Source organism: Geobacillus sp. LEMMY01, from assembly GCF_002042905.1.
Classification (GTDB): Bacteria; Bacillota; Bacilli; order Bacillales; family Anoxybacillaceae; genus Geobacillus; species Geobacillus proteiniphilus.
Genome location: NZ_MVKA01000044.1, coordinates 20473 through 46100 on the forward strand (window position 1 = coordinate 20473; position 25628 = coordinate 46100).

Consider the following 25628-nt stretch of genomic DNA (forward strand, 5'->3'; position numbering starts at 1 on the left):
ACTCGGCAAAAACGCGCATGACGACGCTTAAACAGACGGACCGGCCCAAACGGCAAGTTGTTCGTCCAAAAACTGGACAAGTTCGCGCTTCAACGACGGTCCGTCAGCGCTTGAAATGCCGATGCACGATGGACAGCCGTCCGCACACGGGCAGCGTTCGACCCATTCTTTCACATGTTCCATGATCTCTTCATACCGTTCAAATACCGCCTCCGACAGGCCGACTCCACCCGGATAGCGATCATAAAGGAAAATCGTTGGCCGTCCGGAATGCGGCGCCTTAAGCTGCGGCACGACGTGAAGATCGGAGCGGTCGCACATGACAAACACCGGCACGAGATGACCAAGCACATTGGCGATGCCGACCAGGAGTTGTTCAAACAGCGCCGGGGAAAACCGCGACGGCACCGCCCCCCACTCGATCCACGCCGCCGACGTATGAAGCGTTTCCTCCGGAAGGCGGATCGGCCCCGATCCGATGTTTTCAAACGTCGACAGCTTCAGCTTTTTAAAAATCGTCGCCATCGCCCGGACCGATACATCGCCGTAACGCACCGCCATTTGTCCGCGCGTTTCGCTCCGGTCTTCCGACAGCACCTCAAGCTGCACCGCCAGATTGGCATCAGTGAAATATTCGACATCGACTTGGCGGACGTACGCCTTTTTCTCCTCCCAGTCGAGCTTTTCGACTTGGTATTGTGTTCCTTCGTGCAAATAAATCGCTTCATCATGGAGCAACGTCATGGCGCTGAAGCGGTCCATTTCACCGATGACGCGATGGCGGGCGGTGTTGGAAATATCGATGATGACAACGTTTTCCTGAGCCGCGGAGCGCAAGCTGATATCATGCGCCGGAAACGCGTCGCTCATCCAATGCCAGCGCCCAGCGCGTTCGTTTAGCACCCCTTGCTCGGCCAAAAAGTCGAGCACCTCTTCGACCTCGACGCCGCCGAACGTCTCGCCGCGCCGGAACGGAAGCTCATAGGCGGCGCATTTGATATGATCGACCAAAATGAGCAGATTGTCCGGATTGATGCGCGCCGCCTCCGGCGAGCGGGCGAAAAAGTATTCTGGATGGGTGATGATGTACTGATCGAGGGGGCTTGCGCTTGCGATCATGACAACGAGCGAATCGCCCTGGCGCCGGCCGGCGCGCCCGGCCTGTTGCCACGTGCTGGCGATCGTTCCCGGATAGCCGGTTAAGATGCACGCTTGCAGTTGGCCGATATCGACGCCGAGCTCGAGCGCATTCGTGCTGACGACCCCAATAATTTCGCCGCTGCGCAGCCCTTTTTCAATGGCGCGCCGCTCGCTCGGCAAGTAGCCGCCGCGGTAGCCGCGGATCATCGTTTCACCGATTCGTTCGTTCACCGCCGCCTGCAAATGGCTTAAAATCAACTCGACACGGACGCGGCTGCGGGCGAAAACGATCGTCGGAATGCGGTTGACAAGCAGCTGTCTTGCGAGCTCAACGGCCGTTTTTGTCGCGCTTTGGCGGATGTTCATCGTCCGCTCGACAACCGGCGGATTGTAAAACACGAAATATTTCCGCCCGCGCGGCGCCCCGTTGTTGTCAATAAGCGCCACCGGTTCGCCGATCAGCCGTTCGGCCAACTCTTTCGGATTGGCGATCGTCGCCGAGGTGCAAATAAACGTTGGTCGGCTTCCGTAAAAGGCGCAAATGCGCTTTAAGCGGCGGATGACGTTCGCCACATGGCTGCCGAACACGCCGCGGTATGTATGCAGTTCATCGATGACGACGTAGCGCAGCTGTTCAAAAAGAGAAATCCATTTCGTATGGTGCGGCAAAATGGCCGTATGGAGCATATCTGGGTTGGTGATGACAATATGGCCCGTTTGACGGATTTTTTGCCGCAGCGCCGGCGCCGTGTCGCCGTCGTATGTATGGCTGTAAATCGATACCCCCATCTCGGCGATGATCTCGTTTAGTTCGTTTTTTTGATCTTGAGCGAGCGCCTTCGTTGGAAAAATATACAGGGCGCGGCTCGATGGCTCTTTGGCGATGGCATCAAGCACCGGCAAATTGTAGCAAAGCGTTTTCCCTGAAGCGGTCGGCGTCACGGCGACAATGTTCCGCCCGCTTTGGATCGCGTCGTAAGCGGCCGCCTGGTGCGTATACAACGAAGCGATGCCGCGCGCTTTGAGCGCCGCGCGCAACCGCGGATCGAGTTCGTCTGGAAACGGAACGAAATTCGCTTCTTTCGGTTCAATTTCATGCCAATACACGACATTCGGATCTTGGCGAAGCTGTTCGATCCATTCCGAAAGCGTCTGTTTTTTCACGTCGCATATCACCTCGTTTCTATTTTACATGCATTCCGTTTGTTTGCACTACAAAAAACGCCCACCAAGAGGCAGTCCTCTCCCGTTTAAGACTGGCAGACACCCGATATATCGGAGCCGACCGAACGACAGAACTTTCGATTGTATCTGAACGGTTTTGGAAAAAGGATGCCTTCCTCTCACCTTCCCCGCCAAGGCGGCGTCCACATGGGTCATTCTTCTTCGCACAAAAAAACGTCCAGCCGCTACAGCTGGACGGAATGGGCTCCACGATAGCCGAGCCTTGCCGACAGTTCTTTGCCGATCTGGCGCATGCGCACAGCGAGCGCTGTGATGCGGTCGTCCGTCATGCGGATCGTCGGGCCGGAAACGCTGATCGCCGCGACGACGCCGCCGGTATAATCAAAAATCGGAACGGCAACACAGCGGATGCCGTACTCGTTTTCTTCCAAGTCAAGCGCATACCCGTTTTGCCGGACGGTCTCAAGCTCGCGGAAAAATGCCTCGCGGTCGGTGATCGTCCAATCGGTATGCTTCGGCAGTCCTTTCCGGTCGATGATCTCCGAAGCCACCGCTGGCGGCAAATGAGCTAAAATAGCCTTGCCGACCGCCGTGCAATGCATCGGAGCCCGCTTGCCGACTTTGGAGTGCATGCGCAGCGTCTCCGTTCCTTCCAATTTTTCAATATAAATGACTTCCCCTTGGTCATAGACGACGAGGTGGATAACCTCGTTCGTTTCTTTTTCGAGCTGGCGCAAATAGGGCTTCGCCTCTTGGCGCAAATCGATCGAATCAAGCAGCTTTGAGCTGAGCTCTAAAAACTTGTAGCCGAGCTTATACCGCTCCGTTTCCGGATGTTGCTCGATATAGCCGTATTGGGCAAGCGTCGTTAAAATGCGGTACACCGAACTTTTGTTGATGTCCATTTGTTTCGCGATTTCCGTAACGCCCAGCCCGTCCTTTTTCGTGCTGACGATTTCGATAATTTGCAGCGCCCGGCGGACAGATTTGACCGTGTTTTCTCTTTCCATCTCATTCACCTCGATTTGTTCTCTCCGCTCGCCATTATACACGAACAGCCGGGCTTTTGCAGGCGGGAGAGCGGCGCAGGCGCGCATGGCGGCGGCAGCGCCGCCTTAACGGACGGAACGTATTCACCGTCAGGACGCGCCTGATGCCTTGTTTGGCCCAGAGATGCCGCAGGTTCGTTATGAACGTCGGATGGAAACGACCGGCGCTTTGGCGGCGATGAACGTATTGCGGAGCGTGCCGATGCCGTCCACCTCGCACTCAATGACCGTCCCCGGGCCGACAAGCTCGGCGCCGACCGGGCTTCCCGTCAAAATGACGTCGCCCGGTTGCAGCGTCATGACATGAGACAAATACGAAATCATTTTGCTGATGGAAATGATCATCAGCTCGGTCGAGCTGTTCTGCTTTTCTTCGCCATTGACCCGCGCTTTCACCGATACAGCCCGAGGATCGAGCTCTGTTTCAATGACCGGGCCGAGCGGTGTAAACGTATCGAATGATTTTCCGATCGTCCAATGGCCGTCCGGGTGGAAAAACTGCGGCGCGGTGACATCGTTGGCGACCGTATAGCCAAAAATATACGACCACACGTCTTCTTCGCTCACCTGCTTTGCCTCTTTGCCGATCACAACCGCCAGCTCGGATTCAAATTTCACTTCACCAACCCCGCTCGGAATGACCACCTCCGCTTCCGGCCCCACAACCGATGAGGATGGTTTAAAGAAAAAGACAGGAATATCTGGAAGTTCAACCAGCAGCTGTGCACTTGAGGCCACATAGTTGGCGCCAATGCCGATCACATGGCGCGGCGCAAGCGGCGCCACGAGCGAAACGCGATCATAGCGAAATACGTTTCCCGTATAATCCCAAGCGGTGAACATATTTCCTTCGATTTCGCGGATCACTTCACCGTTCACCACACCGGCGCGAATCGCGCCATCGGCAAGAAAACGGGCAAATTTCATCGATGGCTACCCCTCTCTGACACGATTTTGTTCCTCAACTTTTTCCTTGACTCGAGCCACCCCGGTCTCCATGGCGGCGCGGGCGACGGCGGAAGCGACGGCCTCGACGACGCGCCGGTCAAACGGGTTCGGGATGACATACTCTTCCGTCAGCTCTTCCGGCTGGATGAGCCCGGCGATGGCTTCGGCAGCGGCAATTTTCATCGCCTCATTAATTTGCGTCGCCCGCACATCGAGCGCGCCGCGGAAAATGCCAGGGAACGCCAACACGTTGTTCACTTGGTTCGGCAAATCCGACCGGCCGGTCGCGACCACGGCGGCGCCGGCGGCTTTTGCCTCATCCGGCATGATCTCAGGCACCGGATTGGCCAAGGCGAATACGACCGCCCCGCGGTTCATCGTCCGAACCATCGCCGGCGTCAACGCCCCGGCGACCGAGACACCGATAAACACATCCGCGCCTTGAATGACGTCCGCAAGCGTCCCGGAGATACGGCGGCGGTTCGTTTGCCGGGCAATTTCTTCCTTGATGGCGTTCATCCCATGCGAGCGCCCTTCATAAATCGCTCCTTTTGTGTCGCAAACGATCAGTTCGCCGACTCCGATCGACAGCAGCAATTTGGCGATCGCCACCCCGGCGGCGCCAGCGCCGTTGATGACGACCCGGCAATCGGCAAGCTGTTTGCCGACCACTTTTAAGGCGTTCGTCAGCCCAGCGGCCACGACAATCGCCGTGCCATGCTGATCATCATGAAACACCGGAATCGCCATCTCTTGGCGGAGACGCTCTTCAATGACAAAGCAGGCAGGGGCGGCGATATCTTCCAAATTGATGCCGCCAAACGCCGGTTCCAGCAACTTGACCGTTTGAATGATTTGTTCCGGATCTTCGGTATCGAGGCAAAGCGGCACGGCATCGATCCCGGCGAACGCTTTGAACAAGGCGGCTTTCCCTTCCATGACCGGAAGCGCCGCCCGCGCGCCAATGTTGCCAAGCCCAAGCACCGCCGTGCCATTCGAGACGACGGCGACAAAATTGCCCTTCACTGTATAGTTGTACATTTCGTCTTGGTTGACGTAAATTTCTTTGCACGGTTCAGCCACTCCCGGCGAATAAATGAGGCTTAAATCATTGGCATTCACGACCGGCACTTTCACTTCAACTGACAGCTTTCCTCTTGCCTGCCGATGGACAAGCAACGCTCGTTCTCGCAAATGTTCCATCACTGATCCCTAGCTACTAACCTTACCCCATCCCCTTGTACCGCCTTTTGTGCTGCTTTGCCTTTGACAACCGGCCAGTAGTAACTAGGAGCTGCCTCCCTTCTTTTTATTTTCTTAATTTTCTGATTAATGCAGATAGGAAGGAACAAGGGCGTCCATCCCTTGTTCCTTATACCGCTTTTGGCGTTTATTGCTGAATGGCGGCAAATTTCGCTTTTGCTTCTTGACGGCGGCGGTGCAAAATCGGCTCCGTATAGCCGTTTGGCTGTTCATAGCCGTGGAAAATGAGATCGCACGCCGCTTGGAACGCCACCGAATCATCGTAATTCGGCGCCATCGGACGATAGTTCGGATCGCCGGCGTTTTGTTCGTCGACGACTTTCGCCATCCGCTTGAGCGTCTCAAGCACTTGCTCTTTCGTGCAAATGCCATGATGGAGCCAGTTGGCGAGAATTTGGCTCGAGATGCGAAGCGTCGCCCGGTCTTCCATCAGTCCGACGTTGTGAATGTCCGGCACTTTCGAGCAGCCGATCCCTTGGTCGATCCAGCGGACGACATAGCCTAAAATGCTTTGGCAGTTGTTGTCGAGCTCTTCTTGAATCTCTTCGGCCGTCCATTGCGGATGGTCAACGACCGGAATTTGCAACATGTCGTCGCGATAATCGTTCCGATCGTTCGCCAGTTCGCTTTGCACAGCGGCGACGTTCACTTGATGGTAATGAAGCGCATGGAGCGTGGCCGCTGTCGGCGACGGCACCCATGCCGTATTGGCGCCGGCTTTGAGCTGGCCTCCTTTTTGCTTCAGCATTTCCGCCATCAAATCCGGCATCGCCCACATTCCTTTGCCGATTTGCGCCCGGCCGCGGAAGCCGGCGGCAAGCCCAACGGCGACGTTCGATTTTTCATACGCCTGCAGCCAAGTCGATGATTTCATCTCGTTTTTGCGCAACATCGGCCCCGCTTCCATCGACGTATGAATTTCATCTCCGGTCCGGTCGAGGAAGCCGGTGTTGATAAAAATGATGCGGTCGCGCACTTGGTAGATGCAGTTTTTCAAGTTGAGCGACGTGCGGCGCTCCTCGTCCATGACGCCGATTTTAATCGTATTCCGCTCGAGACCGAGCATATCCTCCACGCGGTCAAACAGCTCGTTGGCAAACGCCACTTCGGCCGATCCGTGCATTTTCGGCTTGACGATGTAAATAGAGCCTTTGCGCGAGTTTAAGTAGCGCGTGTTGCCGATGAGCGAATGTTTCATAATCAAGCTTGTAATGACAGCGTCCATGATCCCTTCATGCACTTCCTCGCCATTCGCATGCAAGATCGCGTTGTTCGTCATTAAGTGCCCGACGTTGCGCACGAACATGAGCGAACGGCCCGGCAGCACGAGCTCCCCGCCATCCGGCGTTTTGTATACGCGGTCCGGGTTCAGGGCGCGCGTCATCATTTTGCCGTTTTTCTCAAATGTCGCTGTCAAATCGCCTTTGACGAGACCAAACAAGTTGCGGTAAACGAGCACTTTGTCTTCGGCGTCAACGGCCGCCACCGAATCTTCGCCGTCCATGATCGTCGTGACTGCCGCCTCCAACACGATGTCTTTGATGCCGGCTTTATCCGTTTTTCCGACCGCATGCTCGCGGTCGATTTGAATTTCAATGTGAAGGCCGTTGTTTTTCAGCAACACCGCTGTCGGATGTTGCGGGTCGCCTTGGAAACCGACAAATTTTTCTGGCTCTTTCAGCCCCGTCGTCGCCCCGCCTTCGATGGTCACGACAAGCTGGCCATTAACAACCGCATATTGAACGACGTCTTTGTGAGAGTGTCCCGAAAGCGGCACTGCTTCATCCAAAAACTGCCGCCCGTAGGCGATGACTTTCGCCCCGCGCACCGGGTTGTACGACGAACCGCGCTCGGCGCCGTCTTCCTCGCTGATGGCATCGGTGCCGTACAGCGCGTCGTACAGGCTGCCCCAACGGGCGTTGGCAGCGTTTAATGCATAGCGGGCGTTCGTCAGCGGAACGACGAGCTGCGGCCCGGCTTGCAAGGCAATTTCATCGTCGACATTGTCGGTCGTAATCTCAAAGTCCTCGACTTCCGGCTCCAAATAGCCGATGTCTGTCAAAAATGCTTTATATTCGTTAAAATCAAAGCGGCCGCGATGCGCTTTATGCCACTCATTCAATTTTTCTTGAATTTCGTCGCGGCGGGCGAGCAATTCTTTGTTGCGCGGCGTCAAGTCGGCAATGAGCGCGCCGAAATCGCGCCAAAACTTGTCTTGATCCAACCCGCTGTTCGGCAGAAGCTCCTCGTTGACAAAATCGTACAACACTTTGGCGACTTGGATGTTCCCTTTTTGTACGTATTCGCCCATCGTTCTCTTCTCCTTTCTTGTTTCTTATTACAAAACATCGTTTCTTAATTGCTCTAAAAAGATGATACCATGAAACGAAATGACTGGCAATCGTTTTTGCAAAATTTTCATTTAACTGTCGACGACGCTTGTTTCGTCTCGACGCACCGCCCCGGCGTCGGGAACAGCTTGCCGGCGTTGAGCAAGTTTTTCGGGTTAAACACGTCGCGGATTGCCGTTTGCGCCAAAATTTCCTCGTCAGTGAAAATGAAGCGCATCTCTTCTTTTTTCTCAATGCCAACGCCATGTTCCCCTGTAATCGATCCGCCGACCGCCGCGCACGCCTTGAGGCATTCGCTTCCGGCGGCAAGCGCCCGCTCCGTCTCCCCAGGCTTGCTCGCATCAAACAGCACAAGCGGGTGCAAATTGCCGTCGCCGGCGTGGAAAATGTTTGCGATTCTCAGTCCATACTTGCGGCTGATATCGGCGATTTCCCGCAGCACTTCCGGCAGACGGCTGCGCGGAATAACGCCATCTTGCACTAGATAGTCAGGCGAAATCGCCCCCATGGCGCCAAAGCCGGTTTTCCGGTTCGCCCACCAGCGGGCCCGTTCTTCCTCTGACTGGGCGACTTTCACTTCGCGCACATGATGGCGGCGGCAAATCGTTAAAATATCGTTGATTTGTTCGTCGATCCCGGCGGAAATGCCATCCACTTCAATGAGCAACAGCGCGGCGATGTCTTTCGGATGCCCGACCGGAAACGCGGCCGCTTCGACCGCCTCGATGGCCGTTTGGTCCATCATCTCGAGCGCCGCCGGCACGATTCCAGCGGAAATGATGTCGGAAACGGTCTGGCTCGCGTCTTCCACTTCGTCAAAATAGGCGAGCACCGTCTGTTTGGCCTCGGGATTTTTCAACAAACGGACGGTGATTTTTGTCACGATGCCAAGCGTCCCTTCCGACCCGGTCAACAGCCCGAGCAAATCGTAGCCGGGCGGGTCGGGAACGCCGTTTCCGCCGATTTCAATCACTTCGCCGTTCGGCAAGACGACTTCAAGCCCTAAAATATGGTTCGTCGTCACTCCGTATTTTAAGCAGTGGGCGCCGCCAGCGTTTTCGGCGACGTTGCCGCCGATCGTGCAGCAATATTGGCTTGACGGGTCGGGCGCATAGTAATAGCCGCGGTGGGCGACCGAGTTTGTCAGCTTCAAGTTGACAAACCCCGGCTCGACGACGGCGCGTCGGTTTTCGAGGTCGACGTGCAGCAGCCGCTTCATCCGCGTTAAGCTGATGACGACTTCGCCGTTTAGCGGAATCGCCCCGCCGCTTAACCCCGTGCCGGCGCCGCGGGCGAGAAACGGAAGGTCATGCTCATGGCAGTATTTTACAATCGTCGCCACTTGCTCCGTGCTGTTTGGAAATACAACCGCCCTTGGCAAATGGCGATGGACGGTGAAGCCGTCGCAGTCATACGCCATCAAATCTTCTTTCCGGTATAAAATCGCCTGTTCCCCGACGATGCGGGCGAGCGCCTGAATGTGCGGGTCGTTCGTTGCAATCGGCCGTTTTCTCATATGCGCACGTCCTTCCCTTCTTCTTTTTGGTACGCCCAATCCAACAGCTGCACCGTATGGACGATTTTTTGGTTTCGTCCATGTTTCATGACGCCAAGCGCCATTTGCAACATGCAACCTGGATTGCCCATCGAAATGAGCTCCACATCTTGCGGCACGTGTTGCATTTTGCTCTCAAGCACCGCTTGTGCCATGTCCGGATGGGTGAGGTTGTAAATGCCGGCGCTGCCGCAGCAACGATCGGCGTTTGGCATGGCGACCATTTCCACCCCCGGAATGCTTTCAATCAAAGCGCGCGGCTCTTGGCGGATGCCCTGGCCATGGGCCAAATGGCACGCATCATGGTAGGTGAGGCGCACGTTCAATTCCGCTTTCGGCGGTTTGAAGCCCGTGTCATGCAAAAATTTGGACACATCCTCAACTTTGGCGGCAAATTGCTCCGCCTTTTCATGCCATTCCGGGTCATTGCGGAACAGTTCCGGATACTCTTTCAACATGCAGCCGCAGCCGGCGGCGTTAACGATGACATGGTCGACATCTTGAAACGCCTCAATATTTTGCTTGGCGAGCTTCCGGCCGGTTTCGCGGTCGCCGGCGTGAACGTGAAGCGCCCCGCAGCACGTCTGGTTCGGGACGATGACGACATCGTTGCCGTTATGGGTCAACACACGGATCGTCGCTTCGTTAATGTCACTAAACATGACATCCATGACGCAGCCGGTCAAAATCGCGACTGTCCGCTTCGTTTCCCCTTTCGCCTTAATGAGCGGCTGATGCTTATACTTTCTCCGCACCGGCGTGCCGACCGAAGGCAAAATCGCCTCCATCTCAGCCAAGTGATCGGGCATCACCCGCAACAATCCGGTTTTGCGCGCCACCGTCTGCAAGCCGCTTTTTTGGTACAGTTTCAGCAGGCGGCCGAGCCAATCGAGGCGCGACGGATGCGGAAAAATGCCTTTTAAGAACAAGCCGCTGACAAGCGCCTTCCAACCGGCAAGCGGCACCGCCTGGCGGAGCTGGCCGCGCACTTGTTCAATGAGCCCGCCGACATCGACATCGGCCGGGCAAGCCGTCGTGCAGGCGCGGCAATCCAAGCACGTAAAAATCGGATCGAGCAAATCCGGCGTTAAATCAAGCTTCCCTTCGCCGACCGACTTCATCAAATGAACGCGGCCGCGCGGAGAGTGCTGTTCTTCACCCGTCTGTTCGTACGTCGGGCATGATTCCAAACACATGCCACAATGGACGCAATCGGCCCACTTGCTCGGGTCAGGTAAATCGCCAAACCGATAGTTGCCAAGGCTCGCGGTTGCACACGCCGGGCTGTCCGCCCGTTCATTGGCCATCGTGCTCATCATTAAATCCCCCCAATAAAGCGTTGATCGTTGACCGTTTTGTTCGGATCGATTTTCCGCTTAATGCCTTCAAGCAAGAAAAAGTACGACGGCTTCCCGCCCCAGACGTCGACGCGCTGGCGCAACGAAAGCGGCAAATGCTTCACAATCGCGTAGCCGCCAAGGCGAACCGCCGTTTGGCGCAGCTCCTCGATCGCGGCCGACACCCCCTCTTCGCCGCCGTGCATATACGCCTGGCAAAGACCATGACCCAACCCGCCGTGCGCCTCGATGCGGACATGACAGCGGTCAGCGATTAAAACGCTTTCACGCAAGATGGAGAGCACATCCAAGTTGACGACCCCGATTTTCACCGCTGCTTCAACACCGTTTTCCACCCGCGCCAGACGCCCGTTCGGTGCAATCGTGTAAAACGTCCGCCAAAACGCCGCCGCCTCCTCGCCGGCTAAAATGGACATTTCCGCCGCTTTCGGCCGCAGTCGTTCGACCCATTGCTCTTGGTAATGAACGGCGTTTTCCACATCTTCAAACCCGATCGCGAGCGTATAAACCGGCCGTCCCGTCAGCCGCTCGGAAAGCGCCGGATTGAGCAGTTCAAAACAAACCGGCTCCATCATCGTATCAAGGAACGAAATGGAAAACGAACGAATGTCATGAATATCGCCGCTTGGGAACGACAACAACACAACGCTTTCATATTTCGCAAGCGGTCGAAGCTTGAGCGTAATCTCGCTCAGCACCCCGAGCGTCCCCATCGCCCCAATGAACAACTTGTTCATATCGTAGCCGGCGACATTTTTCACCACTTTGCCTCCAGAACGGATGACGGTCCCGTTCGGATAGACGACGCGCAGCCCGATGACCGAATCGCGCGCCGACCCGTAGCCGAGCCGCTTCGGACCGCTATCGTTCGCCGCAATCACCCCGCCGATCGTCGCTTCCTCCGGCCAAAACGGGTCCAAGGCGACCTTTTGCCGATACGGAGCGAGCGCTCGCTGCAAATCGCCAAACACCGTTCCCGCTTTGACGGTAACGGTCATATCGGCGGCTGCATGTTCGACAATGCCAGCATAGTGTTCCAATGACAGCAAGATGTCCGCCTGCTCCCGCTGCCCGCCAAACCCCCGCTTTGTGCCGCGTCCAGCGATGACGACTTTTTTGCCATGACGGTCGGCATAGCGGAGCACCGCAGCGATTTCTTCCTCCGTTTGCGGATAGACAGTCACCGCTCCATCATTGCCGAGGGGGTGGAACGATTCATTCCGTTTGATTTGTTCTGGATGCAAAAACGCCTGCAGCTCCTCAATCCATGCCATTGAAAGCATGAGCGACCTCCTTTGTTCCGCAATAGGAAACAATGTTTCTTTTTATCTTCAAAAAAAAGCGAATCACTTTGGCTGTTTCCATCAGGTGGCGCCCTCTTGAACGAGGGCGCTGCTACTTCTATTAAACCATTGCTCATCCATTTTTTCAACGAATTTTTCGAATTCATCAACCATTTTGTTCATTCCGTCTCTTTCACAACTACCCCGACCCGCTGCTCGAGCGGCTGGATGACCGCTGACATATCCAAATCGGCAAGGCCTGCGGCGATCGCTTCAGCGAACGCTTCTTCCGCCTGAACGCCAAGACGGTGGCCGAGGCCGATTTCATCCATCAACTCGTTCGCCAAGCGCACATCTTTATGCACATATTTGACCGCCCCGCCTGGTGCAAATCGGCGCGGCAAAACGAACTGCTCCATATGGCGGCGCAACATCCGGCTGTCTCCATAGCTTTCTTTTAACAGCCGATACAGCTTCCCGGCATCCAGCCCGTAGGCGACGCCAGCGACCATCGCTTCCGCCGCGGCGACAGAATGGACGGCAACTAAATATTGGTTGATCACTTTTGCCGCACTGCCGGCGCCGCTTTCCCCTAAATATTCAACCGTTTTTCCTAACACCCGAAGCAGCGGGCGCACTCGCTCCCATGCTTCTTTCGCCCCGCCGACCATGATCGTCAGCTCCCCTTGCTCCGCCCCTTCCGGACCGCCGCTTACCGGTGCGTCCAAATAGGCGACGCCGCGCTCGTCGGCGCGCCGAGCGACAAACCGGCTTGTTTTCGGACCGACGGTTGTAAAATCAAGGCAAATCGTCCCCGGACGGGCCGCGCTAAGGACGCCGCCTTTGCCTGTATACACTTCGATGACGTCATCCGGCATCGATAAACACGTGCAAATGACATCCGCCTCGCCCGCCAGCTCTGCCACTGTCGCCGCCTGTCGGGCGCCAAGGCTGACAAGCGGAACCGCTTTTTCTGTCGTACGGTTGTACACCGTGACATTGAATCCCGCTTCAAGCAGCCGTCTGGCCATGCGCGAGCCCATCACGCCCAAGCCGATAAAGCCGACGCGAGTCATCGTCCGCCTCCCCCTTTCATCCCGCGGTATTCATCATACCAGTCAAAACTCTCGCTGCTTTCCCTTGATGGAATGTACTCAAGCCCAATCGCTCCATTGTAGCCGTGCTCTTGCAAAAACGAGAAAATCTCGCGATACGGAAGCTCTCCCGTCCCCGGCTCATGCCGCCCGGGGGCATCAGCGAATTGCACATGCGCGATGAGCGGTGCGTAGTCGGCAAACGTCGCCGTCACATTGCGTCTGAGCCGAGCCATATGGTAGACGTCATATTGCAATTTCACATTCGGCCGGCCGAGCTCGCGGATGATCGCCGCTGCTTCGTCGATGTCAGTTAAAAAGTAGCCCGGCATATCCAACGGATTGATCGGCTCAATCATCAATGTCAAGCCGTGAACGGCAAGCATCTCCGCTGCTTCATCAAGGCGATGCATATACGTCTCCTTCGCCCGCTCGCGCGGCACGTCCTTTGGCACGACCCCGGCCATGCAATGAAGATGCGGTACACCGAGCGCGAGCGCATAACGCACTCCTTCCTCCAGTGCACGCCGGAATTCATCATGACGGTCAGAAAAAATGGCGAGCCCGCGCTCCCCCTTTTCCCAATCGCCAGCGGGCAAATTCAGCAAAACAAGCGACAGCTCAAGTTGTTCGAGTTCATCAGCAATCGCCTCAGGCGCCACCGCGTACGGAAACTGGCATTCAACGTGCGAAAACCCGTGCTGCTTCGCCTTGGCAAACCGGGCGAGAAACGGCGCTTCCGTGAAAATCGTCGATACATTGACGGCAAACTTCATCATGAGGCCCCTTTCTTCTCCATTTCTTTCTCTTATTCGCCCCACCCTTGGCCGATTCCTGCCTCACCGCGTTTCACCTTTAATGCCGTAAAAAATCAGCCGCACCATTTCACTTGCCGCTTTGATCAGATGGCGCCGGCATTGAAAAAGGGCTGCTCCTTTGGGGGCAGCCCTTTTTGGCGCTCAATCCTCATCGCTGGCGAAAAAACGCAAAATGTAGACAAACAAGTTGATGAAATCAAGGTAAATATTGACGACAATCATCGGGATGTCCGCTTCCGTAAAACCGTAGCGGGCCAAACGGTTGATGTCATAAATCGTAAAGCCAAGGAAAATCAAAATTCCCAAAGCGGCGATGCCCATTTGCCCGACGCTTGAGAATGGGATGAACCATTGGATGATCAACAAGCCAAGGAGCGCAAACGCCCCGAGCATCAAAAACCCGCCGAGGAACGAAAAATCTTCTTTCGTTCTCGCCGCGTAAATGGCAACGCCGGAAAACGATACAACGGCCAGCGCAAACGCTTTGAACACCGCCGCCGCGCCGATGATGGAAATGTAATAGCCGATGAGCGGATAGAGCGTCGCCCCTGAGACAAACATAAACGCAAACATCAGCGGATAGCCGACGGCTTTTTTCACGCGGGCGAACATCATGACCAAAAGCAAAACGAGTTCCAGTCCATACAGCGGCAAGTACATCCCAGCCGGCACCCATTGCCCGGCGTATAGCCCTGCGGTCGCTACAGCCAGCGCCGCTAAAAAGGAAACCGCCAACTTTGCCACCGGGCTATGCGGACGATAAACGGTCGAATGGTTCATGGCAATCCCCTCCTTTTTCTTTCTAGTTTAGCATATATCTGTTTCTTGTCACAGCCCTTTCTTTTTGGTTGCCGCTGGCTGCATGGACCGTCCACCATGCCGGATGGGCCGCCGTTCGATCCGTCGAAACCAGCGGGCGGCAAACAGTTTTTTCAGCACCGGCGGGACGACAAGCAAAATGAAAAAAATGCGGAACATTTGATAACTTGTCACAACGGCAAGGTCGGCATGCGCTTCCCGCGCCAAAATTCCCATTTGATCCATGCCCCCCGGCGCCAAGGCGATGAACGCTGTCAAATACGGCACGCCATGCAGAGCCGTTAAGACAAATGCCGAAGCCATGGAAAACAAAATGAGCGCAAGACCGGTTGCCGCAGCCGCCAGCACGGCTCTTCCCTTTTCCGCGATGCGAGCCGGTTTCAGCATTAAGCCTAGATAAGCCCCCATCGCGATTTGCGCGATATCCAACAAAGGCGCTGGCAAATGCGGCGCCGGCGCCCCGGCAATGACCAGAGCCGATGTTCCGATGATCGGGCCAAGCAAATAGGCGGTCGGCAGTTTGATGCGCCTTCCGATGATCGCGCTGGCGACAGTGACAACCAAATACAGCAAGACAAGACCGACGCTCCAATCCGGCCCTTGTCCGCTTCCCACGCCCGTCCCCGCCCCGGCGCCGCCGGAAAAGAACGGGCTTAAGGCGATGAGCGGGACGAGAAAAACGACGCCCATCAGGCGCATCACTTGAAAAAACGTGACAATCGTTGCATCGACACCGTCGAGCTCTTCGCCCAACACAAGCATTTGCGACAATCCGCCGGGGATGCTGCCGGTGATGATCGAACGGAGCGGGATGCTGGTCCATTTTGCCACAAGGCAAGAAACGAAAAAGCTAAACAGCAAAATGAGCGCCGTCGCCAACAGCATCGCCGGCAGCTGCCGACCCATCTCCATAAGCGTTCCTGCCGTCATCGATGTCCCTAGCGTATAGCCGATCGGAATGAGCGCAGCGTTGCGAATGCCGACCGGCCAATACAACTTTCCCTTCAAAAAACGACCAACCAAAAGCAACGCAGCTGCTGGACCGAGCATCCAATGGAGCGGAACGCCGAACAAAGCAAACATCCATCCCCCAAACGACGCAATCGCCAGCGTCAAGGCGATGCGCGTCATGTTGTTCCACCCTTGTTGTCTTTCCAAAGCCAAGCGAACACTTCCTCTCCACCTTAGTGAACTACTTTCATTGAACAATCCCTTCTGCCTTTTGTCCCCCATGAACATAACGAAAGCATCCGTCCACCTATGGCCGATGCACACAGCGATGGCAGTATGAACAGGAAGAAAAAATAGAAAAACCAAAAACATATCCGTTACAATATTGTTTAGTAAGCCATCAAAAATGGAGGAATGCCAAATGGTTCATGATGAAATCCGGCTCTGTTTTTATCAACCCGAAAAACGCCAAAACAAAAACATCCCTCCCTTGAGGAATGTTTGCCTTCGTACGCCCGACAAAGAACGGGCGGGACGGCCAACAGCCGCGTTTTTTCGCCCGTAGGCCGTCCGCTTAATCAGCGAATAAATCGGATGACAAATACCGCTCTCCGGAATCAGGCGCCATGCAAAGGACGCGGGCGCCTTTAGGGAGCTGTTTCGCCACTTTGATGGCGTAATAAGCGCTCGCCGCCGCTGAGGCGCCGACCAAAATGCCTTCCTTCGCCGCCAGTTCGCGCGCCATCTGCTGGGCATCCTCATCTTTGATCAAAAAAATGTCATCATAAATCGAGCGGTTTAAAATTTTTGGGATAAACCCTGGACCCGTGCCAGGAATTTTGTGCGGCCCCGGCTTGCCGCCCGACAACACAGGCGAGCCGTACGGTTCAACGACGTAAATGCGCAAATTCGGAATGCGCTTTTTCAGCTCCTCCCCTGTTCCGGTCACCGTTCCGCCGGTGCCGGCGGTTAACACGAACGCATCGAGCTGCCCATCAAATGCTTCGTAAATTTCCACCGCTGTTGTATGCCGGTGCGCGTCCGGATTGGCCGGATTTTCAAACTGCATCGGAATAAAGCTGTCAGGGATTTCGCTAGCAAGCCGGTTCGCCTCATCGATCGCCCCTTGCATTCGCTTCTCCGCCGGCGTCAAATAGACTTCGGCTCCGTACGCCTTTAAAATTTTCACCCGCTCCACCGTCGCATTGTCGGGCATCGTAATGATACAGCGATAACCCCTGGCGGCGCACACCATGGCCAGGCCGATGCCGGTGTTGCCGGATGTCGGTTCGATGATCGTGCTTTTTCCAGGCGTAATTTTCCCTTCCGCCTCCGCACGGCGGATCATTTCCCAAGCGGGCCGGTCTTTGACGCTGCCGCCCGGATTGAACGATTCAAGCTTCATATACACATCCGCGCCGTCCGGGTCAGAAAGACGCTGCAACTTTACAATCGGCGTGCCGCCGATCAAATCTAAAATCGAGTCATACAATTTCACGATCATCCCCAACCTTTTGCAAAATATTTGTTTGCCTCATTCATTATAAATGATTTTTCTTTTTTCGTTCAAACAGTCTGTCCCGCCCGCAGCACCGGGCGTTTTCCGATCGTTTTTAGCAAAAGGACGTTCGTTTGGCCGGACCGATTGCGATTTTTCCCCTGTTCTAGTCCGATATTCCCCCTTATAACTCATATTTCGCAACCTTTGCATAATATACAAAAAACAACCTGGATATTCGCATAAAAATAATTTTTTATACAAAAATTGTAAAATAATTAATTTTTATTCGGTCAAATCGGGCTTATTTCGAATTTTTATTCAGGGTGCGAAATGTGAGTTATAATAAAAAATAAACGATGGAAAGCGAGGTGGCTTTTTTGGCATCTGCGGCACAGCAGCTCGTCACCCATTTAGAAGCCCATTTGCCGAACTTTCTCGCCTATTGGCGTCAACATATGAAAATTGCCGACGATGACAAATACATCGATCATGTCGAACAAAACGGCTTAGCAGTGTTTGAGCTGGTCAAAGAAGCGCTGTTGCGGTCGCTATCTGGCGAGACGGTCGAACGATTAGCCAACAAAATCGCTAAAGAACGTGCGGAAATGAACGCCGGCATCGGCGCTCTCGTCTACAACGTCAACCTTGGGCGGCGGCTGGTCATCAACCACGCGTTGACCGCGCCGCTGTCGGTCGACGAGCTGGCTCCGCTCATCGACCATTTGAACGAGCTGTTTGACCAATTTTTGTTTCATGCAGTCACAAAATACAATGAGTTAAAGGAAAAAGAACTGCATGAAAAAAACGCGCTCATTGCCAGATCGCATCAAGACCGGCTGACGTTGCTCGGGCAAATGTCATCGAGTTTTGTCCATGAGTTTCGCAACCCGCTTACGGCTATTATCGGTTTTATTCAATTATTGAAATTTGAGCATCCATATATTCCCTATTTAGACATTATCGACCATGAGTTGCAGCAGCTGAAATTTCGCATTTCGCAATTTTTGCATGCCTCACGCAAAGAGATTGTTGAAAGCGAAAAAGAAACGTTTTCCCTGCGCCAGCTGTTGGAGGAAATTATCGAGTTTTTATACGCCACGATCGTCGACAGCGACGTCGACCTTTCGGTGGCGATCGATGAGTCCATACATATGTTTGCCTATAAAGACCAGCTGCGCCAGGTGCTGGTGAACATTTTGCTCAACTCGATCGAAGCGGTGAAAGAGAGGGAAAAGCCGCGTCGGATCAACATCGCCGCCCGCTGCCAAGACGGAAGCATCATCATCGAAATCGCCAACAACGGTCCGGCGATTCCTGCCGACATTGTTGAAACGATTTTCGAGCCGTTTTTTACGACGAAAAAACTCGGGACCGGCATCGGTCTGTACATTTGCAAAAAAGTGATCGAGGACCATGGCGGGGATATCTGCTGTTTTTCCGATGACAACGTGACGACGTTTTCCATCCGCCTCCCTGCATAATGAACAGCGGAAATGGGCATGATGGATGAAAAAAGGTGATGCTGATGAAACCGTCTTGGAAAAGCTGGTTTGAACAAGCGGCAACCGCCATCCATGAATGGCTGCAGCAGGAAACTCACTCCTTCGCCGAACTCGCTGAACTCATCCGCCGCCATCCGGACACCGTCCGCTCTGAGCGCACGTGGCTCGGCTTGACGTACCGATTCTACTCGCTGGTCATGAATGAGGCGACATTGAAAATGGAAACGAAAGTCACCCGCGAAGGCAAGGAGCGGATTTTGTTTTTGTCGTTCCACGCTCCGCGGACGAAAGCGGCTGTCTACCGCGCCTATGACGAAGACGGTGATTTGGCGGATATCGTCGCCACCCCTCCACTTTCGGAAAAAACCGCACCAGTTTGATCACGGTGCGGTTTTTTCATCATAATTTAGCGAAGAAGCCCCACTTCCAAGCGAAACGAAAGCAGGAAGGAAGGTCAACCTTGCATGCCCTGCAGCCATTCTTGGTAACATTCCGGGCAAAGCGTTTCTTCGCGTTCTTCGCCATTCGTATGGAACGACACGTAATGCACCTTGTCATCGCACTCGCACTGGCAGTAAAAACATGTTTCGCTCATCACTTTCCCTCCCTTGCCTATTAGTGTGGGCCGTCTTATAACGGCCGTTGCAAGGGAACTATTCCCATCGGCATGAGCGCAGAATAAACGACGCACGATGCGGTCAGCGCGAGGTGAGCGACAACAAATAGTCCAATACCGCCTCTTGCTCTTCCTTCGTAAATCCGGCTTGACGGTCGATCCAATACCGGTGCCCGGCGCCGGTCACATGCACCGTCCGCAAGTCGGAGTCCTTGGCGTTGGCGGCGATGACGCGCTCGCGCCATGTCCGGTCGATCAGCGCCCGCAGGCTGTTGCGCGCATCAGGAGCAATGCCGTTTCCGACCGTGCCCGTCAACCCGAGTTCCCCGTTCGGCCCGACCGCCACGCCGCCGTCGTGCAAATACGGCGAGCTCCACGCCAGGCCGATGAGGCTCGGCACTTTATACCCGCCCGGCGAATCACCGTGGGCGAAGGCAAGCCCGATTTGTTCTGGATCTAAATGGTCCGTCGGCACGTTCAATACTTTCGCTCCCTTTGGGATCGGGACCGGCGTATCCGGAGCGTACAACACGGCCTCTCCGAACACTTTTTCTGTCTTTTTCAGCGCTTTCGCCCGTGACGGTTCCGTGCCGATGACATTCGCCGCCACGACGCGGTTGTTCGTCAAATACGCCCCAGCATGGCAGCGGATGCAACCGGCGCGGACAAACACCTCTCTTCCTCTCGCCGCCCGCTCCTCGCTGATCCGTTCATTTGGCGGCGGAGGATTGAGCGTATTTTGCCAAGCGGCCACGGCATTGTTTTGCTCATTGAACCGATAACCCGGCTCGCTGACGATCAACCCATCTGGAGCGACGAGCGATACTTTCGGAAACTGCGGCGGCGCGACAAACTGATTAACGCCGACCGTTTTCGGCGTCGGGTCGACTTTCGCGAAAAAGGCGGACGGTTTCTCCTTTGTCGTCGGCTGATAGCGAAAACGCGGATGGGCGGCGTTTTGCAAAATCGTGCCAATATACACTTCCTTATCAATGCCAAACAGCGCTTCGCTAATTTCCGCCTGCGCGAGCGAATCGGCGTTTTGCGCGTGCACGTTGTTGCTGAAAGCGGCCAAGCCATGGAATGAGCCGGCGGCGGCAAAGCCGCTCCACCCGTACGGATGGTCGCCGCGCGTAAACGAATCCGGAATTTGCGCCGGATTCGCTTTCATATCGATCGTCGAATCAAAATTGCCGCGCGGCCAGCTGGCAAAAATGCGGTCCACGTCCCGCTCAAGCAACTCCGGATCCGGCAGCGCCGCTTTGCGCCCGTGCGAATCGATGATCGTCCGATCGAACGAGCGGATATATTTTTTTAGCGAGTGAATATTGGCGTGAGTAAAATAGGCGCTCGAATTCGTCGCCAACGCCATGAGCATTCCGGCATTCAAATCGTTGTTCGGCGCCCCTTCCACCACTTTTTTCGTCACTGGATCGACGGTCGCATGGCAGGCGGCGCAGCTGATGCCGACGCGCACGCGGCCGCCGTCGGTGACGATCGGCATCCCGAGCGGCAAGTATGACCCTTTGGGCACGTCGATGCCCGTGTCGATCAACTCGCCTTTTTTATATGTGCGGCCGCCGATCGTCACATCTTCGGCAAGCGGCACGCGCAAATTCGTCGTCCCTTCTCCTTTTAATGCGACAATGGCTTTGGCCATATTGACAAGCGTCAGCGGCCCGTCGACAATGCCCATGATGTCGGTCAAAAATACTTCATTGCCAAACGTCTCCTTATAAAACACCTCCTTGCCGAGACGAAGCAACCGGTCATCGACGACAACCGCCCCTTCCTCTTTTTGCAAATGCCCGTTTCTAGCCGACAACGCTTGGATGCGGCGGTCATCCGCTGCGATCCATCGCCCCCACACATCGATTCCAGTCTGTTTGCTCGCTTCATACGGCGCAATATCGCTCCCATCCGGCACAAACGCATACTCGCCTCGGCGCAAAAGAAGAACGGCCCCGGCAGCCAAAAGAAGGAGAACAGCAATGCTTAGCACAATGAATGTTTTTCTCACCCGTTTCCCTACCTCCTTCATAAAGCGGATTGCGCCCATAGTATGCCCCGCTCTAGGCAAAACTTGAGTACACGGACTCCTTCTTTTCCTGATTGTCGCGACCGTTCAAAGCGCCACGACCCGCTTTTTCCATCATTCCCCACCCATACAGCAAACAGCCGGGCACATACTATGTCACGGAAGGTGGTGAGAGGAATGAACGCGACAGGAACACATGAAACGCTCGAATTGCATGAACTGCTTATGTTTAAAAACACCTGTCTTGCCAAAAGTGCAGCCATGCAGCAAATGGCAAGCGATCCGCAATTGAAATCGCTCATTCAACAAGACATGCAAAAGACACAGCAACACATCCGCGACTTGCAAAACTTGCTGTCATAAGGACAAAAGGAGGGACAACGATGCAGGCAACGATGACACCGACCGGCGTATTGAACGATCAAATGATCGCCGCTGATTGCCTGATCAGCGCGAAAAACGCCATTAAAGGATGCGCGATGGCCATTGCCGAAGCGTCCACCCCAGAAGTGCGCAACACGTTGAAACAACATTTGAATGACGCGATCGTGTTTCATGAGCAGATCAGCCAATATATGGTCAACAAAGGGTACTACCATCCGACGAACGTTCAGGAGCAACTGCGCCTCGATCTGCAAGCAGCGCAGCAAGTGTTGCAATCGGTCGGCCGCTGAAGAAGAAAATGGGATTCGCCGTGGCAAAAGGTGAATCCCATTTTTCATGATTTGTCCGTCAATCGCCCATCCTAACAACGAAGGAGGTGAACAGCGTGAAACGCCGATACCGAATATGGGCCGCGGCCAGCGCGGTTGTTGCTCTACTCGTTGCCGCAGCCGCCTTGGGGCGACCGGCTCCAGAAGAAAACGCCCCGGCTCCACCGCGGCTGAAGCCGTTTGACGCCGAGGTCGCACCCACCCATCCAACCGTTGTCGCCTTAGACAGCTTAAGCGCAGGCGAGCAACTGAAACAGCAGTTGAACAAGCACCCGCGCATTCGGGAAATTCGCCATAACCGCCGCGGTGACCGAAGCCATTATTTCATCAATGAGATCGTGGTCCGCTTTCGGGCATTGCCGTCCGAAAGCCGCTTGAAACAAATGGAGGCAGCCATCGCCGGCCAGCTCATCAAGCAGGTCGATCACGTGTTTGTATTCCGTTCGCGCAGGCAAACGTATGAAGAGATGCGCCGCTATTTCCGCTCTCTTCCGATGGTCGATTATTGCGAACCGAACTACATTTACATGCAAAACGAGCGTGATGAGCCGATACTAATGCCGAACGATTCGTTTTACGCCCGCTACCAGTGGAACTTGCCGGCCATTCATACCGAAGCCGGCTGGACGCTGTCGCGCGGCAAGCGGAATGTGCCTGTCGCCATCATCGACAGCGGGGTCGACCTGACTCATCCCGATTTAACCCGCCGCCTTGGTCCCGGATATAACGTGTTGGCCGACGACCGCTCTCCAGATGACGAAAACGGCCATGGCACCCATGTCGCCGGCATCATCGCCTCACAGCCGAACAACGGCGAAGGAGTCGCCGGCATGACATGGTTCAACCCGATCATGGCAGTCAAAGCATTAAATGCGGACGGCTATGGGACGAGCATTGATGTAGCGAAAGGAATCCGCTGGGCAGTCGACCACGGGGCAAAAGTCATCAACTTAAGCCTTGGCAACTACCAACCGTCCTCGGTGCTCGAAGAAGCGATCCGCTACGCCGACGCCCATGATGTCGTGCTTGTCGCCGCTTCTGGCAACGACAGCACGTCGCAGGCGAGCTTCCCAGCCGCTTATCCAGAAGTGATCAGTGTTGGGGCTGTCAACCCGGATCTTTCCTATGCGCTTTATTCCAACTACGGCGACTATGTGGATGTCGTCGCACCCGGAACGAACATTGCCAGCACGTTTGCCGGCCACCGGTACGCCGCCCTTTCCGGCACGTCGATGGCCGCGCCGCACGTCACCGCGCTCGCCGCTTTGATCCGCTCCGTCAACCCGCGGCTTTCGAACGATGAAGTGCGCGACATTATTCTCGAAAGCGCTGACGATTTGGGAGAGAGAGGAAAAGATCCGTATTATGGCTACGGGCTCATCAATGTCTATCGCGCGCTCGAGCTGGCTAAGCGATAACCGATGCTCCTTCCGCCGATGGCATTGGGGAACCCGTCGCTGCGAAAGATCAAACGGACAAGATTCTCATCCCCTGTGCGAACGACGTTAAAACTCCCCCACAGCATCAAGTCAGCAAACAGCTGGAAACGGCGCCTTCGGTGACGAGCGGCCCGCGCCGGCAAGCGGTGCCGCATTCCCATAGAGGAGCGCCTATCTGCTGAAACGAAAAACGATGGGGATTCGGGCTATACCCCCATCGTTTTTTTGCGCGTCAACATCGTCGTCACCGCCCCGACGACCGTGACAACGACAAGCGAGTAAACAAATGGCACTGAGTCGATGATCATGCTCCCAGCTGAAATAATGCAGGCGTCAATGACAAAAATGATGATCCCGACGTTCCAGTTCGTCCATCTAGCGATAAACTGGGCGAGCAGGTCGGTCCCGCCCGTGCTCGTCTCCTCGCGCAGCATCACGCCGATGCCCGCGCCGACCAGCACCCCACCGATGACCGCGCTCAAAAGCGGATCCAACACCACCACGCCGCGCAAAACAGACAATACGTCAATCACCCATGAGGAAAATAAAAGTCCATGCAAGCTGTTGTAAAAAAACGGGCGGTAGTAAAACCATGCGGCTACATAAAGCGGAACGCTTAAGACGATCATCGTCAACCCAGCCTGAACGTGCCACACGTATTTGGCGATCAGCCCGAGCCCGATCATCCCTCCATCAAGCAAATGGTGAGGGACTAAAAAGACGTTGATGCCAACGCCAAGAAGCAGACTGCCTCCTATGATCGCCGCCATTTTTTTGATCATCACGAAACCCCTCCGCCACCGGCTTATCCCAACGAGCCAACATGCCTCCATATATATGTATATGGCGCCTTTCGGCAGAGCTTGTCTCTTTTTTGCCGCATCGCGGAGGAAATGGCTGGTCACGGACGAAATACAAAAATAAGAGGCCAGGCCTCTATGCCCAACCTCTTATTTTTGCGCTTTTGTCGTCTCGTCATCGTCGATGATGCCTTTTGTCGCATTCTTAAATTCGCGCAGCGTTTTCCCGGCCGCTTGTCCTAACTCCGGCAGCTTTTTCGGTCCGAAAATGAGCAAAGCGAAAAAGACGATGAGCGCAATTTCTCCAAAGCCGATGTTCATGTTTGTCACTCCAATGTTCAAGCGTCGTTTCTTGAATCATTATACCATAGAAGAACGGACGGTGTCATCGTCTTTCCCTTGACAAAACGGCGACAATTTGCACAGCTCTCATTGTTCCTCAAGCAGTCGCACCGGTACGTCTTGTTCGTGTTCCGACTCATCGGTGAAATAAACGCGAGCCATTTCGCGCTCATCATCGACGTGCTGAATCACCACTTGTTTCCCTTTATACATCACCGGAACGATCTCCCCAGCTTCAGCAATTCGCTTCGCCCGCAACAGTTCCATTTACTCCCCTCCTTTCGCACTGTCCTCCGCCTGCGCCCGCAAGCTTTTCCAAAACAACTCGTCGCTGCAGACGATCTCGTGAAGCTCTCCTTCGTCTCCTTTGGCGTTGATGATTTCAAGCAACTGCGTCATATCGTCCATTTCGCGCCGATCGTTTTTCACCGAATCATCACCTTTCTTTGGCAAACTGATGACAGCGGACATCCCATCGCTTCGTTTGCTGCGTTGACTCCCTCAAAAAGAAGGAGTATGATTCGAATTGGTGTGTACAGAAAGGAGCATTCCCGTTAGGAGCTTTTCCGGGGACTTGATCAAAAAAAGCCCTCTTGGTATGATGCAGGGGTGTCAACCACATCACTCACCATACCAAGGAGGACTTCAGATGAATTGTACACAAAACTATAAAATTGATCAAGTAACCGAACAAACGCTTGTCGTGGGTATTGATATCGCGAAACGAACCCACTACGCCTGCTTCGTGGATGACCGGGGGCGCGTGCTTCGCAAATCGTTCCCGATCTTCCAGTCGAAAGAGGGGTTTCAACAGCTGTATAAAGCGATTCAGGGGGCGATGCAAGCGTTCGGGAAGTCAGAGG

At 54.9% G+C, this 25628-nt stretch carries 25 protein-coding genes; 6 read left to right on the forward strand and 19 right to left on the reverse strand.

What is annotated here, in order from left to right; all coding sequences use genetic code 11:
- Positions 1–27 precede the first annotated feature (27 nt).
- The 13 genes from B1A75_RS17230 to cysK form a co-directional block, all read right to left on the reverse strand.
- Positions 28–2304, reverse strand: coding sequence for a DEAD/DEAH box helicase (locus tag B1A75_RS17230; protein ID WP_079936583.1), 2277 nt, complete (start codon positions 2302–2304; stop codon positions 28–30).
- Between the two features lie 245 nt (positions 2305–2549).
- A complete protein-coding gene (locus tag B1A75_RS17235; RefSeq protein ID WP_074044019.1) occupies positions 2550–3335 on the reverse strand; it encodes an IclR family transcriptional regulator in 786 nt (261 codons plus the stop codon).
- A 177-nt stretch (positions 3336–3512) separates the two neighbouring features.
- A complete protein-coding gene (locus B1A75_RS17240) occupies positions 3513–4301 on the reverse strand; it encodes a fumarylacetoacetate hydrolase family protein (protein ID WP_079936584.1) in 789 nt (262 codons plus the stop codon).
- 6 nt (positions 4302–4307) lie between these two features.
- Positions 4308–5525 (reverse strand): NAD(P)-dependent malic enzyme, encoded by a 1218-nt coding sequence (locus B1A75_RS17245; protein WP_074043999.1) that lies wholly within the window; start codon positions 5523–5525, stop codon positions 4308–4310.
- Positions 5526–5712: 187 nt separating this feature from the next.
- Entirely contained in the window at positions 5713–7896 is a 2184-nt protein-coding gene (locus B1A75_RS17250; protein WP_074044000.1) for a malate synthase G, read from the reverse strand.
- Positions 7897–8003: 107 nt separating this feature from the next.
- Complete coding sequence (locus B1A75_RS17255; RefSeq protein ID WP_074044001.1) at positions 8004–9452, reverse strand: FAD-linked oxidase C-terminal domain-containing protein; 1449 nt, start codon at positions 9450–9452, stop codon at positions 8004–8006.
- The gene (locus B1A75_RS17260) at positions 9449–10810 is read right to left on the reverse strand and encodes a (Fe-S)-binding protein (protein WP_139268064.1); all 1362 of its coding nucleotides are present in this window, start codon (positions 10808–10810) and stop codon (positions 9449–9451) included. Before B1A75_RS17260 ends, B1A75_RS17255 begins: the two co-directional genes overlap by 4 nt.
- Positions 10810–12132 (reverse strand): FAD-binding oxidoreductase, encoded by a 1323-nt coding sequence (locus B1A75_RS17265; RefSeq protein WP_074044003.1) that lies wholly within the window; start codon positions 12130–12132, stop codon positions 10810–10812. The genes B1A75_RS17260 and B1A75_RS17265 overlap by 1 nt, the downstream gene beginning before the upstream one ends.
- Before the next feature lie 179 nt (positions 12133–12311).
- The gene (locus tag B1A75_RS17270; RefSeq protein WP_074044004.1) at positions 12312–13208 is read right to left on the reverse strand and encodes an NAD(P)-dependent oxidoreductase; all 897 of its coding nucleotides are present in this window, start codon (positions 13206–13208) and stop codon (positions 12312–12314) included.
- Entirely contained in the window at positions 13205–14002 is a 798-nt protein-coding gene (hyi, locus tag B1A75_RS17275) for a hydroxypyruvate isomerase (RefSeq protein ID WP_079936585.1), read from the reverse strand. Before hyi ends, B1A75_RS17270 begins: the two co-directional genes overlap by 4 nt.
- Positions 14003–14185: 183 nt before the next feature.
- Complete coding sequence (locus B1A75_RS17280) at positions 14186–14824, reverse strand: Bax inhibitor-1/YccA family protein (RefSeq protein WP_074044006.1); 639 nt, start codon at positions 14822–14824, stop codon at positions 14186–14188.
- Positions 14825–14872: 48 nt separating this feature from the next.
- Complete coding sequence (locus B1A75_RS17285; protein WP_079936586.1) at positions 14873–16027, reverse strand: AbrB family transcriptional regulator; 1155 nt, start codon at positions 16025–16027, stop codon at positions 14873–14875.
- A 361-nt stretch (positions 16028–16388) separates the two neighbouring features.
- Positions 16389–17312, reverse strand: a complete 924-nt coding sequence (gene cysK, locus B1A75_RS17290) for a cysteine synthase A (RefSeq protein WP_079936591.1) — start codon at positions 17310–17312, stop codon at positions 16389–16391.
- A 380-nt stretch (positions 17313–17692) separates the two neighbouring features.
- On the opposite strand from cysK, the gene B1A75_RS17295 reads away from it, so the two are divergent.
- Together B1A75_RS17295 and B1A75_RS17300 are read left to right on the forward strand one after the other, a co-directional pair.
- Complete coding sequence (locus tag B1A75_RS17295) at positions 17693–18796, forward strand: sensor histidine kinase (protein WP_074044022.1); 1104 nt, start codon at positions 17693–17695, stop codon at positions 18794–18796.
- Positions 18797–18840: 44 nt separating this feature from the next.
- Positions 18841–19197: a hypothetical protein gene (locus B1A75_RS17300; RefSeq protein WP_074044007.1), complete on the forward strand. Its 357-nt coding sequence runs from the start codon at positions 18841–18843 to the stop codon at positions 19195–19197.
- A gap of 74 nt (positions 19198–19271) precedes the next feature.
- On the opposite strand, the gene B1A75_RS20070 is transcribed toward B1A75_RS17300, so the two are convergent.
- Both B1A75_RS20070 and B1A75_RS17305 read right to left on the reverse strand, forming a co-directional pair.
- The gene (locus B1A75_RS20070) at positions 19272–19412 is read right to left on the reverse strand and encodes a hypothetical protein (protein ID WP_020278855.1); all 141 of its coding nucleotides are present in this window, start codon (positions 19410–19412) and stop codon (positions 19272–19274) included.
- A gap of 103 nt (positions 19413–19515) precedes the next feature.
- Complete coding sequence (locus tag B1A75_RS17305) at positions 19516–21453, reverse strand: electron transport protein (RefSeq protein WP_074044008.1); 1938 nt, start codon at positions 21451–21453, stop codon at positions 19516–19518.
- A 195-nt stretch (positions 21454–21648) separates the two neighbouring features.
- Between B1A75_RS17305 and B1A75_RS17310 the strand changes: the two genes are divergently transcribed.
- From B1A75_RS17310 to B1A75_RS17320, 3 genes are all read left to right on the forward strand, one after another.
- Positions 21649–21834 carry a DUF892 family protein gene (locus tag B1A75_RS17310; protein ID WP_074044009.1) on the forward strand — a complete coding sequence of 62 codons (186 nt, stop codon included), beginning with the start codon at positions 21649–21651 and terminating at the stop codon, positions 21832–21834.
- Between the two features lie 20 nt (positions 21835–21854).
- Entirely contained in the window at positions 21855–22145 is a 291-nt protein-coding gene (locus B1A75_RS17315) for a spore coat protein (RefSeq protein ID WP_074044010.1), read from the forward strand.
- Between the two features lie 95 nt (positions 22146–22240).
- Positions 22241–23602 (forward strand): S8 family peptidase, encoded by a 1362-nt coding sequence (locus tag B1A75_RS17320; protein WP_074044011.1) that lies wholly within the window; start codon positions 22241–22243, stop codon positions 23600–23602.
- A gap of 227 nt (positions 23603–23829) precedes the next feature.
- Here B1A75_RS17320 and B1A75_RS17325 read toward each other — a convergent pair whose 3' ends face one another.
- The 4 genes from B1A75_RS17325 to B1A75_RS17340 all read right to left on the reverse strand — a co-directional run bounded on the left by B1A75_RS17325 (position 23830) and on the right by B1A75_RS17340 (position 25236).
- Complete coding sequence (locus tag B1A75_RS17325; protein WP_079936587.1) at positions 23830–24405, reverse strand: YitT family protein; 576 nt, start codon at positions 24403–24405, stop codon at positions 23830–23832.
- Positions 24406–24573: 168 nt separating this feature from the next.
- Positions 24574–24744, reverse strand: a complete 171-nt coding sequence (locus B1A75_RS17330; RefSeq protein WP_011231011.1) for a twin-arginine translocase TatA/TatE family subunit — start codon at positions 24742–24744, stop codon at positions 24574–24576.
- Positions 24745–24852: 108 nt separating this feature from the next.
- Positions 24853–25032 (reverse strand): H-type small acid-soluble spore protein, encoded by a 180-nt coding sequence (locus tag B1A75_RS17335; protein ID WP_079936588.1) that lies wholly within the window; start codon positions 25030–25032, stop codon positions 24853–24855.
- Entirely contained in the window at positions 25033–25236 is a 204-nt protein-coding gene (locus B1A75_RS17340) for a hypothetical protein (protein ID WP_079936589.1), read from the reverse strand.
- Between the two features lie 178 nt (positions 25237–25414).
- Here B1A75_RS17340 and B1A75_RS17345 point away from each other — a divergent pair.
- The coding region (locus tag B1A75_RS17345) for an IS110 family transposase (RefSeq protein WP_079936590.1) at positions 25415–25628 on the forward strand (214 nt) is incomplete at its 3' end.

Coding starts and splice junctions, on each gene's coding strand:
- B1A75_RS17235 (WP_074044019.1), bottom strand. CDS start 3,335: ATGGAAAGAGAAAACACGGTCAAATCTGTCCGCCGGGCGCTGCAAATT.
- B1A75_RS17240 (WP_079936584.1), bottom strand. CDS start 4,301: ATGAAATTTGCCCGTTTTCTTGCCGATGGCGCGATTCGCGCCGGTGTG.
- B1A75_RS17245 (WP_074043999.1), bottom strand. CDS start 5,525: ATGGAACATTTGCGAGAACGAGCGTTGCTTGTCCATCGGCAGGCAAGA.
- B1A75_RS17250 (WP_074044000.1), bottom strand. CDS start 7,896: ATGGGCGAATACGTACAAAAAGGGAACATCCAAGTCGCCAAAGTGTTG.
- B1A75_RS17255 (WP_074044001.1), bottom strand. CDS start 9,452: ATGAGAAAACGGCCGATTGCAACGAACGACCCGCACATTCAGGCGCTC.
- B1A75_RS17260 (WP_139268064.1), bottom strand. CDS start 10,810: ATGATGAGCACGATGGCCAATGAACGGGCGGACAGCCCGGCGTGTGCA.
- B1A75_RS17265 (WP_074044003.1), bottom strand. CDS start 12,132: ATGCTTTCAATGGCATGGATTGAGGAGCTGCAGGCGTTTTTGCATCCA.
- B1A75_RS17270 (WP_074044004.1), bottom strand. CDS start 13,208: ATGACTCGCGTCGGCTTTATCGGCTTGGGCGTGATGGGCTCGCGCATG.
- hyi (WP_079936585.1), bottom strand. CDS start 14,002: ATGAAGTTTGCCGTCAATGTATCGACGATTTTCACGGAAGCGCCGTTT.
- B1A75_RS17280 (WP_074044006.1), bottom strand. CDS start 14,824: ATGAACCATTCGACCGTTTATCGTCCGCATAGCCCGGTGGCAAAGTTG.
- B1A75_RS17300 (WP_074044007.1), top strand. CDS start 18,841: ATGAAACCGTCTTGGAAAAGCTGGTTTGAACAAGCGGCAACCGCCATC.
- B1A75_RS20070 (WP_020278855.1), bottom strand. CDS start 19,412: ATGAGCGAAACATGTTTTTACTGCCAGTGCGAGTGCGATGACAAGGTG.
- B1A75_RS17310 (WP_074044009.1), top strand. CDS start 21,649: ATGAACGCGACAGGAACACATGAAACGCTCGAATTGCATGAACTGCTT.
- B1A75_RS17315 (WP_074044010.1), top strand. CDS start 21,855: ATGCAGGCAACGATGACACCGACCGGCGTATTGAACGATCAAATGATC.
- B1A75_RS17325 (WP_079936587.1), bottom strand. CDS start 24,405: ATGATCAAAAAAATGGCGGCGATCATAGGAGGCAGTCTGCTTCTTGGC.
- B1A75_RS17330 (WP_011231011.1), bottom strand. CDS start 24,744: ATGAACATCGGCTTTGGAGAAATTGCGCTCATCGTCTTTTTCGCTTTG.
- B1A75_RS17335 (WP_079936588.1), bottom strand. CDS start 25,032: ATGGAACTGTTGCGGGCGAAGCGAATTGCTGAAGCTGGGGAGATCGTT.
- B1A75_RS17340 (WP_079936589.1), bottom strand. CDS start 25,236: ATGTCCGCTGTCATCAGTTTGCCAAAGAAAGGTGATGATTCGGTGAAA.